The organism is Pseudoxanthomonas mexicana, assembly GCF_001556105.1.
Taxonomy (GTDB): Bacteria; Pseudomonadota; Gammaproteobacteria; order Xanthomonadales; family Xanthomonadaceae; genus Pseudoxanthomonas_A; species Pseudoxanthomonas_A mexicana_A.
Genome location: NZ_LSIF01000034.1, coordinates 134,155 through 150,497 on the forward strand (window position 1 = coordinate 134,155; position 16,343 = coordinate 150,497).

General features: G+C 66.6%; 16 protein-coding genes and 1 tRNA gene. 16 read left to right on the forward strand and 1 reads right to left on the reverse strand.

All coding sequences use genetic code 11. From position 1 onward, the window contains the following. Nucleotides 1-90: 90 nt before the first annotated feature. The 5 genes from trpB (at nt 91) to AX730_RS06180 (ending at nt 5,436) form a co-directional block, all read left to right on the forward strand. Nucleotides 91-1,302 carry a tryptophan synthase subunit beta gene (trpB, locus tag AX730_RS06160; protein WP_062353496.1) on the forward strand — a complete coding sequence of 404 codons (1,212 nt, stop codon included), beginning with the start codon at nt 91-93 and terminating at the stop codon, nt 1,300-1,302. Next, nucleotides 1,299-2,096, forward strand: coding sequence for a tryptophan synthase subunit alpha (gene trpA / locus AX730_RS06165; protein WP_062353499.1), 798 nt, complete (start codon nt 1,299-1,301; stop codon nt 2,094-2,096). The genes trpB and trpA overlap by 4 nt, the downstream gene beginning before the upstream one ends. Nucleotides 2,097-2,183: 87 nt before the next feature. Then, nucleotides 2,184-3,077: an acetyl-CoA carboxylase, carboxyltransferase subunit beta gene (accD, locus tag AX730_RS06170; protein WP_062353503.1), complete on the forward strand. Its 894-nt coding sequence runs from the start codon at nt 2,184-2,186 to the stop codon at nt 3,075-3,077. Next, nucleotides 3,074-4,423 (forward strand): phosphoglucosamine mutase, encoded by a 1,350-nt coding sequence (glmM, locus tag AX730_RS06175; RefSeq protein ID WP_062353507.1) that lies wholly within the window; start codon nt 3,074-3,076, stop codon nt 4,421-4,423. Before accD ends, glmM begins: the two co-directional genes overlap by 4 nt. A gap of 74 nt (nt 4,424-4,497) precedes the next feature. Then, nucleotides 4,498-5,436, forward strand: coding sequence for an isopenicillin N synthase family dioxygenase (locus tag AX730_RS06180; protein ID WP_062353510.1), 939 nt, complete (start codon nt 4,498-4,500; stop codon nt 5,434-5,436). 73 nt (nt 5,437-5,509) lie between these two features. Here AX730_RS06180 and AX730_RS06185 read toward each other — a convergent pair whose 3' ends face one another. Continuing rightward, nucleotides 5,510-6,322, reverse strand: a complete 813-nt coding sequence (locus AX730_RS06185) for an SDR family NAD(P)-dependent oxidoreductase (protein WP_062353512.1) — start codon at nt 6,320-6,322, stop codon at nt 5,510-5,512. A 109-nt stretch (nt 6,323-6,431) separates the two neighbouring features. Between AX730_RS06185 and tpiA the strand changes: the two genes are divergently transcribed. The 11 genes from tpiA to nuoH all read left to right on the forward strand — a co-directional run bounded on the left by tpiA (nt 6,432) and on the right by nuoH (nt 16,341). After that, nucleotides 6,432-7,190 (forward strand): triose-phosphate isomerase, encoded by a 759-nt coding sequence (gene tpiA, locus AX730_RS06190; protein WP_062353515.1) that lies wholly within the window; start codon nt 6,432-6,434, stop codon nt 7,188-7,190. Nucleotides 7,191-7,250: 60 nt separating this feature from the next. Further along, nucleotides 7,251-7,697 (forward strand): preprotein translocase subunit SecG, encoded by a 447-nt coding sequence (secG, locus tag AX730_RS06195; protein ID WP_062353518.1) that lies wholly within the window; start codon nt 7,251-7,253, stop codon nt 7,695-7,697. Between the two features lie 47 nt (nt 7,698-7,744). Then, a tRNA-Leu gene (locus AX730_RS06200) sits at nt 7,745-7,829 on the forward strand. A 308-nt stretch (nt 7,830-8,137) separates the two neighbouring features. Then, a complete protein-coding gene (locus AX730_RS06205; RefSeq protein ID WP_055943822.1) occupies nt 8,138-8,494 on the forward strand; it encodes an NADH-quinone oxidoreductase subunit A in 357 nt (118 codons plus the stop codon). Beyond that, entirely contained in the window at nt 8,485-9,039 is a 555-nt protein-coding gene (locus tag AX730_RS06210; protein WP_055943825.1) for a NuoB/complex I 20 kDa subunit family protein, read from the forward strand. The genes AX730_RS06205 and AX730_RS06210 overlap by 10 nt, the downstream gene beginning before the upstream one ends. Nucleotides 9,040-9,081: 42 nt before the next feature. Beyond that, the gene (locus AX730_RS06215; RefSeq protein WP_062353520.1) at nt 9,082-9,822 is read left to right on the forward strand and encodes an NADH-quinone oxidoreductase subunit C; all 741 of its coding nucleotides are present in this window, start codon (nt 9,082-9,084) and stop codon (nt 9,820-9,822) included. Continuing rightward, nucleotides 9,819-11,123, forward strand: coding sequence for an NADH-quinone oxidoreductase subunit D (locus tag AX730_RS06220; protein ID WP_062353523.1), 1,305 nt, complete (start codon nt 9,819-9,821; stop codon nt 11,121-11,123). The genes AX730_RS06215 and AX730_RS06220 overlap by 4 nt, the downstream gene beginning before the upstream one ends. After that, on the forward strand, nt 11,120-11,647 hold the full coding sequence (gene nuoE, locus AX730_RS06225; RefSeq protein ID WP_062353525.1) for an NADH-quinone oxidoreductase subunit NuoE: 528 nt from the start codon (nt 11,120-11,122) through the stop codon (nt 11,645-11,647). Before AX730_RS06220 ends, nuoE begins: the two co-directional genes overlap by 4 nt. Before the next feature lie 4 nt (nt 11,648-11,651). After that, entirely contained in the window at nt 11,652-13,022 is a 1,371-nt protein-coding gene (gene nuoF, locus AX730_RS06230; RefSeq protein ID WP_062353527.1) for an NADH-quinone oxidoreductase subunit NuoF, read from the forward strand. After that, nucleotides 13,019-15,253: an NADH-quinone oxidoreductase subunit NuoG gene (gene nuoG / locus AX730_RS06235; protein ID WP_062353530.1), complete on the forward strand. Its 2,235-nt coding sequence runs from the start codon at nt 13,019-13,021 to the stop codon at nt 15,251-15,253. Before nuoF ends, nuoG begins: the two co-directional genes overlap by 4 nt. Next, nucleotides 15,250-16,341 carry an NADH-quinone oxidoreductase subunit NuoH gene (nuoH, locus tag AX730_RS06240; RefSeq protein ID WP_062353533.1) on the forward strand — a complete coding sequence of 364 codons (1,092 nt, stop codon included), beginning with the start codon at nt 15,250-15,252 and terminating at the stop codon, nt 16,339-16,341. Before nuoG ends, nuoH begins: the two co-directional genes overlap by 4 nt. Nucleotides 16,342-16,343 lie beyond the last annotated feature (2 nt).

The window sequence follows — 16,343 nt, forward strand, 5'->3', positions numbered from 1 at the left end:
TTTAAGTCACGGATCGGTGATATTTCATCGATTTCACGGGTGGAACCTGTGCGCTAGAGTGACGGCTCATCCGTTCCTATCCGACCCGCCATGGCCGCACCCGCCGACTATCACGCCTATCCTGACGCCCGCGGCCATTTCGGCCGGCACGGCGGTCGCTTCGTCGCCGAGACCCTGATCGGGCCGCTGCAGGAACTGTCGACCGCCTACGACGCGGCGCGGGTCGATCCGGCCTTCATCGCCGCGTTCGACAAGGATCTGAAGCATTACGTCGGCCGGCCCAGTCCGATCTACCACGCCGAGCGCCTGAGCCGCGACGTCGGCGGCGCGCAGATCCTGTTCAAGCGCGAAGACCTGAACCACACCGGCGCGCACAAGATCAACAACACCATCGGGCAGGCGCTGCTGGCCAGCCGGATGGGCAAGAAGCGGATCATCGCCGAGACCGGCGCCGGCCAGCACGGCGTCGCCAGTGCCACCGTCGCGACGCGACTCGGCCTGGAATGCGTGGTCTACATGGGTGCCACCGACATCGAGCGGCAGAAGATCAACGTCTACCGCATGAAGCTGCTCGGCGCGACGGTGGTGCCGGTGACCAGCGGATCGGCCACGCTGAAGGATGCGCTGAACGAAGCGATGCGCGACTGGGTGACCAACGTGCACGACACGTTCTACATCATCGGCACCGTCGCCGGTCCGGACCCGTATCCGCGCATGGTGCGCGACTTCAACGCCATCGTCGGTCGCGAGGCGAGGGCGCAGATGCTGGCCGACTACGGCCGCCTGCCGGACGCGATCACTGCCTGCGTCGGTGGCGGCAGCAATGCCATTGGCCTGTTCCACGCCTTCCTCAACGATCCCGGTGTGCGCATCGTCGGTGCCGAAGCCGCGGGCGACGGCATCGAGACCGGCCGTCACGCCTCGTCTCTGTCGGCTGGTCGCGTGGGCGTGCTGCACGGCAACCGCACCTACGTGATCTGCGACGACGACGGGCAGATCATCGAAACGCATTCGATCTCCGCCGGCCTGGATTACCCGGGTGTCGGGCCGGAACATGCTTTCCTGAAGGACAGCGGCCGAGCCGAGTACGTCGGCATTACGGATGACGAAGCACTCGCCGCCTTCCATCGCCTGACCCGCACCGAAGGCATCCTGCCGGCGCTGGAATCCAGCCATGCGGTCGCCCAGGCGATCAAGCTGGCGCGCGAGCTGCCCAAGGACCAGCTGGTGCTGTGCAACCTGTCCGGCCGCGGCGACAAGGATGTGCACACGATCGCCGCGCGCGAGGGGATCAGCCTGTGAACCGCTTCGAATCGAAATTCGCCGAACTGAAAGCCACGGGCCGCAAGGCGCTGGTGCCGTTCATCACCGCCGGCGATCCGTCGCTGGAATCGACCGTGCCGGTGATGCATGCGCTGGTCGCGGCCGGCGCCGATGTCATCGAACTGGGTGTGCCGTTCTCCGACCCGATGGCGGACGGTCCGGTCATCCAGCGCAGCTCCGAGCGCGCGCTGGCGCGCGGGGCCGGCCTGCGCTACGTGCTGGAGGCGGTCGAGGTATTTCGCCAGCAGGACGACGGTACGCCGATCGTGCTGATGGGCTATCTGAACCCGGTCGAGATCCACGGCGCCGAGCGTTTCGCGCGCGAGGCGGTCGCCGCCGGTGTCGACGGCGTGCTGTTGGTCGACTTGCCGCCGGAAGAGGCCGAAGAGACGCGCGCGGTGTTCGACCGGGAAGGGCTGGCCCTGATCGCGCTGGCGTCGCCGACGACCTCGCCCGAGCGCCTGCGGATGCTGTGCGACACCGCGCAGGGCTATCTCTACTACGTCAGCTTCGCCGGCGTCACCGGTGCCTCGGAGCGACTGGACACAGCAGCGGCGGGCGAACGTCTGAAGCTGCTGCGGACCGGGTCACGCGTGCCGGTGGTGGCCGGTTTCGGCATCAAGGACGCCGACAGCGCCCGCGCGATGGCGACCGATGCCGATGGCGTCGTGGTCGGTAGTGCGCTGGTGGCCGCATTGGCGGAGGCCGGCAGCGATGCCCCGGTGCGGGCAGCCGCGTTCCTGGCCCCGCTGAGGGCGGCGCTGGACGGCTGAGCCACCGTACGGCTGTGCATGGACGACTGAGCTAAACTGCCGCGCTAATCCATGAGGCCCCGCCAGGGGCAGGCAGCAAGACCACGCATGAGCTGGCTCAGCAAACTGATGCCGTCGGGCATCCGCACCGAAGGCAACGCGGGCAAGAGCAAACGCAGCGTTCCGGAAGGACTGTGGGAAAAGTGCGATCGCTGCGGCGCGGTGCTGTACCGGCCGGAGCTGGAAGAGAACCTGGAGGTCTGCCCGAAGTGCAGCTTCCACATGCCGATCCGTGCCCGCGCGCGTCTGGCGGCCCTGTTCGACCCGGGCAGCACGCGTGAAATCGGCGCCACGCTCGGCCCGACCGACGTGCTGAAGTTCAAGGACCAGAAGAAGTACGCCGACCGCATCAAGGCCGCGCAGAAGAGCACCGGCGAGCGCGACGCGCTGATCACGCTGCAGGGCACGCTGAAGGGCCGCGACCTGGTCGCCAGTTCCTTCGATTTCGCCTACATGGGCGGCTCGATGGGTTCTGTGGTCGGCGAACGCTTCTCGCTGGGCGCGGAGAAGGCGCTGGAGATCGGTTCGCCGTTCGTGTGTTTTTCCGCCAGCGGCGGCGCGCGCATGCAGGAAAGTCTGTTCTCGCTGATGCAGATGGCGAAGACGTCGGCCGCGCTGGGTCGCCTGCGCGAAGCCGGCCTGCCGTACATCTCGGTGATGACGCACCCCACGACCGGCGGCGTGTCGGCCAGCTTCGCGATGCTGGGCGACATCAACCTGGCCGAGCCGGAAGCGCTGATCGGCTTCGCCGGCCCGCGCGTGATCGAGCAGACCGTGCGCGAGACGCTGCCGGAGGGTTTCCAGCGCTCCGAGTTCTTGGTGGCACATGGCGCGATCGACCAGATCTGCGACCGTCGCGAGTTGCGTGACCGCCTGGCGGACCTGCTGGCGTTGATGATGCGACAGCCCAAGCCCGAGGACAGCGAACTGGTGACCGCATGAGCCGCAAGTATTTCGGTACCGATGGCATCCGGGGCCGCGTCGGCACCAGCCCGATCTCGGCGGATTTCGTCCTGCGGCTGGGCAATGCCCTGGGTCGCGTGCTGTGCGAGAAGGCCGGTGACACCCGTCCGGTGGTGGTGATCGGCAAGGACACGCGTATTTCCGGCTACATGTTCGAAGCCGCGCTGGAAGCCGGTCTGGTTGCCGCGGGCGCCGATGTGCAGCTGATGGGTCCGATGCCGACGCCGGCGGTCGCCTTCCTGACCCGTACGCTGGGTGCCGATGCCGGCATCGTCATCAGCGCCTCGCACAATCCGCACTACGACAATGGCATCAAGTTCTTCTCGGCCGAGGGCGAGAAGCTCGACGACGCCACCGAACTGGCGATCGAAGCCGCGCTGGACGCGCCGTTCTTCACCGCGGAATCCGAAAAGCTCGGCAAGGCGATCCGCACGCGCGACGCGGTCGGCCGCTACATGGAATTCTGCAAGGCCAGCGTGCCGCGCCGCTTCGACCTCAAGGGCATGAAACTGGTGCTGGATTGCGCACATGGCGCGACGTACCACATCGCGCCGCTGCTGTTCCGCGAACTGGGCGCGGACGTGGTCACCATCGGCGCGGAGCCGAACGGCATCAACATCAACGATGGCGTGGGCTCCATGCACATCGACAACCTGGCCGCGAAAGTGCGGGAGACCGGCGCCCACCTGGGCATCGCCTTCGACGGCGACGGCGACCGGGTGCTGATGGCGGACGGGCAGGGCACGCCGGTGGACGGCGACCAGCTGATCTACCTGCTGGCGCGCGACTGGCAGACCATCGGACGCCTGCGCGGCCCCGTGGTCGGCACGCTGATGACCAACTACGGCCTGGAACGCGCGCTCGGCCAGCTCGAGATTCCGTTCGTCCGCACCAAGGTCGGCGACCGCTACGTGCACCAGGCGCTCGTCGAGGGTAACGCCGTGCTCGGTGGCGAAGCCTCCGGCCACCTGCTGTGCCTGGACCGCACGACGACCGGCGATGCCATCATCGCGGCGCTGCAGGTGCTGGAGGCGTTGAAGCGCGGCAAGGTGACGCTGCGTGGTGCGCTGGAAGGCCTGACGATGCTGCCGCAGAAGACCATCAACGTGAAGCTGGCCAACGGCGCGCGTCCGGCCGAGGCGGCCAGCGTGCAGGCCGCACTGGCGCAGGCGCAGGCGGCGGTGTCCGGGCGCGGGCGTGCGTTCCTGCGGCCGTCCGGCACCGAGCCGGTGGTGCGCGTCACCGTCGAGGCGGACGACGACGCGCTGGTGAAGAACACGCTGGAAACCCTGGCCGAGGCCGTGCGCGCCGCTGCCGCGGCGTAAGCCGGACCACTGAACTTCCGGCGCGGTGACGGTCCTACGGCCTCCCGCGCCTTTCCCTTGTTAGAGCAGATTGCATGAGTGCCCGAATCCCCACGCTGGACATCACCCGTTTCGATACCGACCGCGAGGCCTTCGTCGCCGAACTCGGCGCCGCGTATCGCGAATGGGGTTTCGCCGGCATCCGCAACCACGGCATCCCGCAGGCGCGGATCGATGCGGCCTACGACGTGTTCAAGCGCTTCTTCGCACTGCCCGACGACGCCAAGACGCGCTATCACCTACCAGGCAGCGGCGGCGCCCGTGGCTATACGGCGTTCGGCGTGGAAACCGCGAAAGACTCCAAGCATTTCGACCTGAAGGAGTTCTGGCACATCGGTCGCGAGATCCCGGACGACTCCAAGTACCGCGACGTGATGCCGCCGAACCTGTGGCCCGACGAAGTCCCCGGCTTCCGCGAGCATGGCTATGGCCTGTATGAGGCGCTGGACCAGTTGGGTTCGCGCGTGCTGTCGGCGCTGGCGCTGCACATCGGCCTGCCGGAAACCTACTTCACCGACAAGACCGATTCAGGCAACTCGATCCTGCGTCCGATCCATTACCCGCCGATCACCGCCGACGACATCCCGAACGTGCGCGCCGGTGCCCATGAAGACATCAACCTGATCACGCTGCTCGTCGGCGCCAGCGCGGCCGGCCTGGAAGTGCGGTCGAAGCAGGGCGAGTGGGTGCCGTTCACGTCGGACGCCGACACCATCGTGGTCAACATCGGCGACATGCTGCAGCGCCTGACCAACCATGTATATCCGTCGACCACGCACCGCGTGACCAATCCGCCGGGCGAACAGGCGCGCCAGCCGCGTTATTCGGTGCCGTTCTTCCTGCACCCGAATCCGGATTTCCTGATCGACGTGCTGCCGTCCACGATCACGCCGGAGAACCCGACACGCTACCCGGAGCCGATCACGGCACAGGGTTACCTGGAAGAGCGCCTGCGCGAGATCAAGCTGAAATAGGGCGGGCCCAGGCCCGCCGTCGCGCGACACACGACGCCGGGAGTTCCGGCGTCATGCGTTTCAGGGCGTGGTCTCAGTCCAGCGGCCGCACTTTGCGCGAGTTGCGCGCCATCATGCCCAGCGCCAGCCGGTGCGGCAGCACCTTCACGATGGCGTGCAGCAGCCGGTAGCGCCAGCCGGGCACTACCAGTACATCGCCGCGCTCATTGCCGTCGATACCGGCACGCGCCACGTCCGCCGCCTGCAGCCACATCGTCGGCGACACCCGCATGCGTGACCGCGTCCCGGTGACGTCATGGAACTCGGAATAGGTGAAGCCCGGGCACAGCGCGGTGACGTGCACGCCACGGTCGGCGTTCTCCAGCGCCAGCGCCTCACTGAACTTCAGCAGGAAGCCCTTGGCCGGTGCGTACAGCGTCTGGCCATCCGCCGCCGGCATCAACGCGGCGAACGACGCCACGTTGAGGATGCGGCCCTGGCCCGAGGCGCGGATGGAGGGCAGCAGTCGCCACGTCAGTTCGCCGACAGCGGTCACCATGACCTGGAGAAACGCGGCATGGTCGGCCCAGGCGCTGCTGCGGTAGCGGCCCGGCACGCCATAGCCGGCGTTGTTGACGAGGATCCGGATCTGCAGGCCCCGATGTTCCAGTTCGGCCACCAAGGCCGCGGGTGCGCCGGGGTCGGCCAGGTCCGCCGCCACGATCTCCACCGGCACCTGCGCCTGCAGTTCTGCCGCCAAGGCCTGCAGGCGGTCGGCACGCCGGGCCGTCAGCACCAGCGGGACACCGCGCTTCGCATACTCCCGTGCGATCTGCTCGCCGATACCACTGGAGGCGCCGGTGACCAGGGCATAGCCGGTCGACGGGGCAGGGGTGGTATCGGGCATGGCGGCTCCAGAGCGGGCGAGGGGATGCCGGCACGATAGCGCGGCAGATAGGTGTACCGCCCAACATCGGCTAGACTGCGCGCCCTCGAACTGGACAGGAATTGGTCTTATGCGCCGCAAGCTCGTGGCCGGCAACTGGAAGCTTCATGGCACTCGCGGTTTTGCAACGGCGCTGATGGATGAACTGGTTGCAGGCTTGCCGCTGGACGGGGTGGACCTGCTGATCCTGCCGCCGCTTCCCTATCTGGGCGAGCTGATCGAGCATTACGCCAACCGTGGCGTGGCCTTCGGCGCACAGGACGTCAGCAGCAACGAGAAGGGCGCCTACACCGGTGAAGTCTGTGCCGCGATGCTGCTGGATGTAGGCGCGCGCTACGGCCTGGTCGGGCATTCCGAGCGACGGCAGTACCATAACGAAAGCAGCGAACTGGTGGCGAAGAAGTTCGTCGCCGCCAAGAACGCCGGCCTGATCCCGGTGCTGTGCGTGGGCGAAACCGAGCAGCAGCGCAAGGACGGGCAGACCGAGTTCCGCATCCAGAAGCAGTTGCAGGCGGTGTTCGACCTGGCCGGTCCCCAGGCCTTCGAGAATGCCGTGGTCGCGTACGAGCCGGTCTGGGCGATCGGCACCGGCCTGACGGCCACGCCGGCCCAGGCCCAGGCCGTGCACGCGTTCATCCGTGGCGAAGTGGCCGCACGCGATGCTAGAATCGCCGGCTCGTTGCCCCTCCTGTACGGCGGCAGCGTGAAGCCCGACAACGCCGCGGAACTGTTCTCGCAGCCCGATGTCGATGGAGGGCTGGTGGGTGGCGCATCACTGGTCGCCCGGGATTTCCTGGCCATCGCGCAGGCGGCGGCCGGTCGGGGATAGCCCCCGGCAAGACCGGCCTCTTCGGGGTCGGACGACTCAACCGGTTGAGACTGATTCCAAATGTGGATGTTGATCCTGAATGTGGTGTACGTGCTGGTGGCCATCGCCATCATCGCGCTGGTGCTGATGCAACGGGGTTCCGGCGCGCAGGCCGGCTCGGGCTTCGGTGGCGGCGGCGCTTCCGGTACGGTGTTCGGCGCGCGCGGCGCGTCCAACTTCCTGTCCAAGAGCACCAAGTGGCTGGCTATCGCGTTCTTCGGCATCAGCCTGTTCATGGCCTGGTATGCGACGCACAGTGCGCGCCCGACCACCCAGCAGAACCTTGGCGTGATGTCCGAGCTGCCGGCCGCGCCAGCGGCACCCGCGGGTGAGCTGCCGAAGCCGTCGACCGTACCCAGCACGCCGATCCAGCCTGCGCCCGCGCCGGCTGACAGCGTGCCGGCCGCACCGCAGGGCGCCGCGCCCGCCGCGGAGCAGCCGCCGGTAACGCCGCCGCAGGGCGGCTGAGCCCGGCTACAATGGCGGCGCGCGCAACGCGTCGCATACGTTTCAAAGCCCAGGTGGCGGAATTGGTAGACGCACTACCTTGAGGTGGTAGCGGCGAAAGTCGTAGGGGTTCGAGTCCCCTCTTGGGCACCAACCGCAGCGGTCGACGGTCACGTCGTTCCGCGATGAAAAACCCGCCTTCCGGCGGGTTTTTTCTTTTGCCGACTGCGGCGATACGCGCGCGTAATCGTTTACTAGCGAGTTCACAAACCGTTACAATCCCGCCGATTCATCGGGTGCCCGGTACGTGTTGCGGAAGGGCTCCCGCGGAAGGTGGGCCCGGACGGCTTCGCCACCGGGCCGGTCGCGGCGGATGCCACGGCCGGGCGGGTGACGAGAGCCCCATTCATGCCGTGCCGCAGAGCTGCGTGCCGGCGGATAGGACAAGAAGAGACGAGCGAGTGCTGGCCAATTACCTGCCCACCCTGTTGTTCCTGATCGTCGCCACCGGCATCGGCATCGCGCTGATGGTGGCGGGTCGCTTCCTCGGCCCGCGTCGTCCCGACGCCCAGAAGCTGTCCCCGTACGAATGCGGCTTCGAAGCCTTCGAAGACGCGCGCATGAAGTTCGACGTGCGCTACTACCTGATCGCCATCCAGTTCATCGTCTTCGATCTGGAAATCATCTTCATTGTTCCGTGGACGCTGGTGTTCCAGGAACTGGGTCCGCGTGCGCTGGTCACGATGGGCCTGTTCGTGGGCATGCTGTTCCTCGGCTTCATTTACGTTTGGAAAAAGGGAGCGCTCGAATGGGAGTGATCCAGACCGTCGACCGTCTGATGAACAACCCGATCCCGGAAGGGCGGGTGGACGACATCCTGCGCCCCGAAGGCGACAACCCGCTGCTGGAAAAGGGCTATGTCACCACCAGCGTCGATGCGCTGATGAACTGGGCGCGTACCGGTTCGATGTGGCCGATGACCTTCGGCCTGGCCTGCTGTGCGGTGGAGATGATGCACGCCGGCACTTCGCGCCTGGACCTGGACCGCTACGGCGTGGTGTTCCGCCCGTCGCCGCGCCAGTCCGACGTGATGATCGTGGCCGGCACGCTGGTCAACAAGATGGCCCCGGCGCTGCGCAAGGTCTACGACCAGATGCCCGAGCCGAAGTGGGTCATCTCGATGGGCAGCTGCGCCAACGGCGGCGGTTATTACCATTACTCGTATTCCGTTGTGCGCGGTTGCGACCGCGTGGTGCCGGTGGACGTGTACGTGCCGGGTTGCCCGCCCACGGCCGAAGCGCTGGTGTACGGCATCCTGCAGTTGCAGAAGAAGATCTGGCGCACGCAGACCATCGCGCGCTGATCCTCCTTTCCCCCGAATCCTTTCTAGAGCACGCCACGCCCCATGGCTGAGCAAGCTGCAAACTTCACCGACCAGTTGCGCGCCCGCTTTGCGGACGCCACGGTCAGCCTCGCCGAGCCGCGTGGCGAAGTCACCCTGGAAGTGCCGTCTGCCTCCTGGCATGCGGTCTGCCTGGCGCTGCGCGACGAGTTCGGTTTCGAACAGGCCGTCGACGTCAGTGGCGTGGACTACCTGGGCTACGGCAGCGCCGAGTGGGACACCGCCGACGTGTCGTCCGAGGGTTTCAGTCGCGGCGTCGAAGGCTTCGGTCCGGGCCGTTTCAACTGGGACCAGCGTCCGCGCGACGCCGCCCGCCCGAACCGCTTCGCCGTCGTGCTGCACCTGCTGTCCTACCAGCACAACCGTCGCGTGCGCGTGCGCTGCTTCGCGCCGGATGATGGCCTGCCGGTGGTCGCGTCGTTGTGCGACGTGTGGCCGGGCCTGAACTGGTTCGAACGCGAGGCGTTCGACCTCTACGGCATCATCTTCGAAGGCCATCCGGACCTGCGCCGCATCCTGACCGACTACGGCTTCGTCGGTCATCCGTTCCGCAAGGACTTCCCGCTGATCGGCAACGTCGAAGTCCGCTACGACGAAGAGAAGAAGCGCGTGGTGTATGAGCCGGTCACCTCGGTCGAGCCGCGCGTCGGCGTGCCGCGCGTGATCCGCGACGACGCCCGCTACCAGACCGCCGCCGGCGAACTCGCCGCTTCACAGGCGGCCGCGCGCGAGGGCAAGGCATGAGCAATCCGCAATCCGGCGTCGCGTTCGCCAGCAATCCTGCCGAAAGCAAGCAGGAGATCCGCAACTACACATTGAACTTCGGTCCCCAGCATCCGGCCGCGCACGGCGTGCTGCGCCTGATCCTGGAAATGGACGGCGAGACCATCGTGCGAGCCGACCCGCATGTCGGCCTGCTGCACCGTGGCACCGAGAAGCTGGCCGAATCCAAGCCGTTCAACCAGTCGATCGGCTACATGGATCGCCTCGACTACGTATCCATGATGTGCAACGAGCATGCGTACGTGCGTGCCATCGAAACCCTGATGGGGATCGAGGCGCCGGAACGCGCGCAGTACATCCGCACGATGTTCGACGAGATCACCCGCATCCTGAACCACCTGATGTGGATCGGCTCCAACGCGCTCGACCTCGGCGCGATGGCCGTCATGCTGTACGCGTTCCGTGAGCGCGAAGAGCTGATGGACTGCTACGAAGCGGTCAGCGGCGCGCGCATGCATGCCACGTATTACCGTCCGGGCGGCGTCTACCGCGACCTGCCGGACCGCATGCCGAAGTACAAGGAATCGCCCTGGCGCAAGGGCAAGGCGCTGAAGCAGTTCAACCAGGCGCGCGAAGGCTCGCTGCTCGACTTCCTGGAAGACTTCACCAACGAATTCCCGAAGCGCGTCGACGAGTACGAGACGCTGCTGACCGACAACCGCATCTGGAAGCAGCGTACCGTCGGCATCGGCGTGGTGTCGCCGGAACAGGCGCACGCGCTGGGTATGACCGGCGCGATGCTGCGCGGTTCGGGTATCGCCTGGGACCTGCGCAAGAAACAGCCGTACGCGAAATACGACGTGGTGGATTTCGACATCCCGGTCGGCGTCAACGGCGACTGCTATGACCGCTACCTGGTCCGCGTCGCCGAGATGCGCCAGTCCAACCGCATCGTGCAACAGTGCGTGAAGTGGCTGAAGGCCAACCCGGGCCCGGTCATGGTGCAGAACTTCAAGGTCGCGCCGCCCTCCCGCGAGGAGATGAAGGACGACATGGAAGCGCTGATCCATCACTTCAAGCTCTTCAGCGAAGGCTATTGCGTGCCGGCTGGCGAGACCTACGCCGCGGTCGAGGCGCCGAAGGGCGAGTTCGGCTGCTACCTGGTGTCCGACGGCGCCAACAAGCCCTTCCGCGTGAAGTTGCGCGCGCCGGGCTTCGCGCACCTGTCCTCCATGGACGAGATCGTGCGCGGCCACATGCTCCCCGACGTCGTCGCGATGATCGGCACTTATGACTTGGTATTTGGTGAGGTGGACCGATGAGGGCCACGGGTAATTTCGAAGCGGCGCAGAACGTCGATCCGCTGGTGGCGTTGAGCGACAGGACGCGCGCGCACATCGATCATTGGCTGGCCAAGTTCCCGCCGGACCGCAAGCGTTCGGCGGTGCTGCAGGGCCTGCATGCCGCGCAGGAGCAGAACGATGGCTGGCTGACCGACGAGCTGATCGCCGCGGTCGCCAAGTACCTGGATCTGCCGCCGGTGTGGGCGTACGAAGTCGCCAGCTTCTATTCGATGTTCGAGACCGAGAAGGTCGGCCGCAACAACGTCGCCTTCTGCACCAACATCAGCTGCTGGCTCAACGGTGCGCAGGATCTGGTCGCACATGCCGAGAAGAAGCTCGGCTGCAAGCTGGGCGAATCGACGGCCGACGGCCGCGTCTACCTCAAGCGCGAAGAAGAATGCGTGGCCGCCTGCTGCGGCGCGCCGGTCGTGGTCATCAACGGCCATTACCACGAGAAGCTGACGCCGGCGAAGGTCGACGAGCTGTTGGACGGGCTGGAGTAAGCGCATGGCAGGCCATTCCCACTATTCCGAAGGCTACGGCCCGGTCGGTCCCGCTCCCAAGGAGCACCAGGCCGTCTACACCACGCTGCATTTCGACAAGCCGTGGTCGTACGAGAACTACCTGAAGACCGGCGGTTACGCCGCGCTGCGCAAGATCATCGAAGAGAAGATCCCGCCGGCCGACGTGGTCGAGATGGTCAAGCAGTCCGGCCTGCGCGGCCGTGGCGGCGCGGGCTTCCCCACCGGCCTGAAGTGGAGCTTCATGCCCAAGGGCGACATGCAGAAGTACATCCTCTGCAACTCGGACGAATCCGAGCCGGGCACCGCCAAAGACCGCGACATCCTGCGCTACAACCCGCATTCGGTGATCGAGGGCATGGCGATCGCCTGCTACGCCACCGGCTCGACCGTGGGCTACAACTACCTGCGTGGCGAGTTCCACCACGAGCCGTTCGAGCACCTGGAAGAAGCCACCGCCGAGGCCTACAAGCACGGCTGGCTGGGCAAGAACATCCTCGGCTCCGGCGTGGACATCGACCTGTACAACGCGCTTGGCGCGGGCGCCTACATCTGCGGTGAGGAAACCGCACTGATGGAGTCGCTGGAAGGCAAGAAGGGCCAGCCGCGCTTCAAGCCGCCGTTCCCGGCCAACTTCGGCCTGTACGGCAAGCCGACCACGATCAACAACACCGAAACCTATGCGTCGGTGCCGGCGATCGTGCGCAACGGCGCCGAGTGGTTCATGAACCTGGGCAAGCCCAACAACGGCGGCTGCAAGATCTTCTCGGTCTCCGGCCACGTCGCGAATCCGGGCAACCACGAGATCCGCCTGGGCACCTCGTTCGCCGACCTGCTGGCGCTGTGCGGTGGCATGCGCGAAGGCCGCACGCTCAAGGCCGTCATCCCGGGCGGCTCCTCGATGCCGGTGCTGCCGGGCGAGGTGATGATGGGCCTGACGATGGACTACGACAGCATCCAGAAGGCCGGCTCCGGCCTGGGCTCGGGCGCCGTCGTGGTGATGGACGACACCACCTGCATGGTGCGTGCCTGCCAGCGCATCGCGCGCTTCTACTACAAGGAAAGCTGCGGCCAGTGCACGCCGTGCCGTGAAGGCACTGGCTGGATGTACCGCATGCTGACCCGCGTGGCCGAGCACAAGGCGACGATCGAGGACCTGCAGACGCTGCGCGCGGCCGCAGGCCAGATCGAAGGCCACACCATCTGCGCGTTCGGCGAAGCCGCCGCGTGGCCGGTGCAGGGCATGCTGCGTCACTTCTGGCACGAATTCGAATACGCGATCGTCAACAAGCGGTTCCTCGTCGACGACGAGCGCGACGGCACGGTGGTCCGTTCCAACCTGGAGGTGGCCGCGTGAGTGCGCAGCCCGTGAATGCCAACCTGCCGCCAGACCACGTGACCGTCTTCATCGACGGCGTGGAGATGGCGGCACCGAAGGGTTCGATGATCATCCAGGCCGCCGACAAGGCCGGCATCCCGATCCCGCGCTTCTGCTACCACGAGAAGCTGCCGATCGCGGCCAACTGCCGCATGTGCCTGGTCGAAGTCGAGAAGATGCCGAAGCCGGCGCCGGCCTGCGCCACGCCGGTGATGGACGGCATGAAGATCGCCACGCGCAGCGACAAGGCATTGAAGTCGCAGCGCAACGTGATGGAATTCCTGCTGATCAACCACCCGCTGGACTGCCCGATCTGCGACCAGGGCGGCGAGTGCGAGCTGCAGGACCTGTCGCTGGGTTATGGCCGTTCGGTCAGCCGGTTCCAGGAACGCAAGCGCGTGGTGCCGGACGAGGACATCGGTCCGCTGGTCGCCACCGAGATGACCCGCTGCATCCAGTGCACGCGCTGCGTGCGCTTCACCGCGGACGTCGCCGGCACGTATGAGCTGGGCGGCATGTACCGCGGCGAGAACCTGCAGATCGGCACCTACGACGGCAAGCCGCTGACCACCGAGATTTCCGGCAACGTCATCGATGTGTGCCCGGTGGGCGCGCTGACCAACAAGGTGTTCCAGTTCCGCGCGCGTCCGTGGGAACTGATCGCGCGCGAGTCCGTCGGTTTCCACGACGCGATGGGTTCCAACGTGTTCTACCACTCGCGCCGTGGCCAGGTGCTGCGCACCGTGCCGCGCGAGAACGAGGCGGTCAACGAGTGCTGGTTGTCGGACCGCGACCGCTATTCGCACCAGGGCCTGTACGCCGACGACCGCGCGGTGAAGCCGCTGCAGAAAGTCGATGGCGAATGGCGCGAGGTGTCCTGGGCCGAAGGCCTGGCCGCTGCCGCCGGGATCCTGCGCGCCAACCGCGGCGACAGCCTCGGCATGCTGGTGCATCCGGCGGTCTCGAACGAGGAGGGTGGCCTGCTGGCGAAACTGGCCGCTGGCCTCGATACCGGCAACCTGGATCACCGCATCAACAACCGCGACTTTTCCGACGGCGCCGTCGCCGAGCCGTTCGCGCTGCCGCTGGCGGAGATCGAGCAGGCCGACGTCATCGTGCTGTTCGGCACCAACCTGCGCCACGAACTGCCGCTGCTGCACCAGCGCATCCGCAAGGCTGTCCGCACGGGCGCCAAGGTGCACGTGGTCAACCCGGTCGACTTCGACTTCGCCTTCGGCATCGCCGGCAAGCACATCGTCGCGCCGTCGAAGCTTGGTGACGCGTTGAACGCCTCCGCGTTGCGCGACGTCGCCAAGGTCGCGAACCGCGCCGTCGTGATCGTCGGCGGCATCGTCGAGAACCACCCGCAGGCTGCCGTGCTGCGCGCTGCTGCCGCGGAGTTCGCGGGTGCGACCGGCGCGTCGCTGTGCCGCATCCCGCAGGGTGCGAACGCGGTCGGCCTGGCCCGTCATGGCGTGCTGCCGACCGGTCGCGACGTGGCCGGCATGTTCGCCGAGCCCCTCAATGCCTATGTCATTTACGGCATCGAGCCTGGCCTGGATTTCGCCGATACGCCGGCCGCCAGCCGCGCGCTGGCGTCGGCCAAGGTCGTGGCCTTCAGCCACTTCGCCTGCAAGTCCACGCGCGACGTGGCGGACGTGATCCTGCCGATCGGCCTGTTGCCCGAAATCGACGCAACGCTGACCAATCTGGATGGCAAGGACCAGCGCACGCAGGCCGCCGGCAAGCTGCCGGGCGAAGCCCGCGACGGCTGGAAGGTGCTGCGCGCCCTGGGTGGCGAGCTGCAGCTGGCCGGTTTCGAGTTCACCGATATCGCAGGTGCGCGTGATGCCGTCGCCGGCGCCAGGACGGTCGCGGTGGTGAAGTCTGCTGCGCCGGCCATCAACGGACAGGGCCTGGAACTCGCCGTCACCGCAGCGATCTACCGCACCGACGGTACCGTCCGCCGCGCCGAAGCGTTGCAGGCGCATCCGCTGAATGTCGGCGACCGCATCGTGCTGAACCCTGCCGACGCGCAGGCTGCCGGTGTCTCCGAGGGCCAGATGGCGAAGGTCGGCAACGGCATCGGCACGGCTGCGTTGCCGGTGGTGGTGGATGCCCGCGTTGCCGCGGGCGTCGCCTGGATCGAGAGCGGCTACGGGGCCACGGCGCCGCTGGGTGCCGGACGTGTCACGGTGGTGGGCGCATGAACGAATTGCTGATCAATGCGGTCGGTCCCCTGCGCGAGTGGTTCTTCGGGCTGGGCGACATCGGCATGATCCTGTGGATCGTGCTGAAGATCCTGGTCATCACCATGCCGGTGATCATCTCGGTCGCGTTCTACGTGGTGTGGGAACGCAAGCTGATCGGCTGGATGCACGTGCGCCATGGGCCGATGTACGTGGGCATGGGCATCTTCCAGGCCTTCGCCGACGTCTTCAAGCTGCTGTTCAAGGAAATCATCCAGCCCAGCAGCGCGCAGAAGACGATGTACATCCTGGCGCCGCTGATCACGCTGGCGCCGGCGTTCGCCGCGTGGGCGGTGGTGCCGTTCGATTACCAGCTGGTGCTGTCGAACGCCAATGCCGGCCTGCTGTATTTGCTGGCGATGACCTCGCTGGGCGTGTACGGCATCATCATCGCCGGCTGGGCGTCGAACTCGAAGTACGCCTTCCTCGGCGCCATGCGCTCGGCCGCGCAGGTGGTCAGCTACGAGATCGCGATGGGCTTCGCCCTGGTCGGCGTACTGATCGCCGCCGGCAGCCTCAACCTCACCGACATCGTGATGGCGCAGGCCGGTGACTCCGGCTTCCTCGAGTGGTTCTGGCTGCCGCTGTTCCCGCTGTTCATCGTGTACTGGGTGTCCGGCGTCGCCGAGACCAACCGCTCGCCGTTCGACGTGGTGGAAGGCGAATCGGAAATCGTCGCCGGCCACATGGTCGAGTATTCGGGTGCGGCATTCGCGCTGTTCTTCCTGGCCGAATACGCCAACATGATCCTGGTCAGCTTCCTGGTGTCGCTGTTCTTCCTCGGCGGCTGGCTGAGCCCGCTGCAGGGCTGGATCACGGCCGACGTGTCGCCGTGGATCAACTGGATATGGGTGGGCGGCTGGCCGTGGCTGCTGCTGAAGGTGCTGTTCTTCGCGAGCGCCTATATCTGGTTCCGCGCCAGCTTCCCGCGCTATCGCTACGACCAGATCATGCGCCTGGGCTGGAAGGTGTTCATCCCGCTGACCATCGTGTGGATCGCGGTGACGGCGCTGATGGTGTTCTTCGGCGTGTTCGAGAAGGGTGTGTAAGA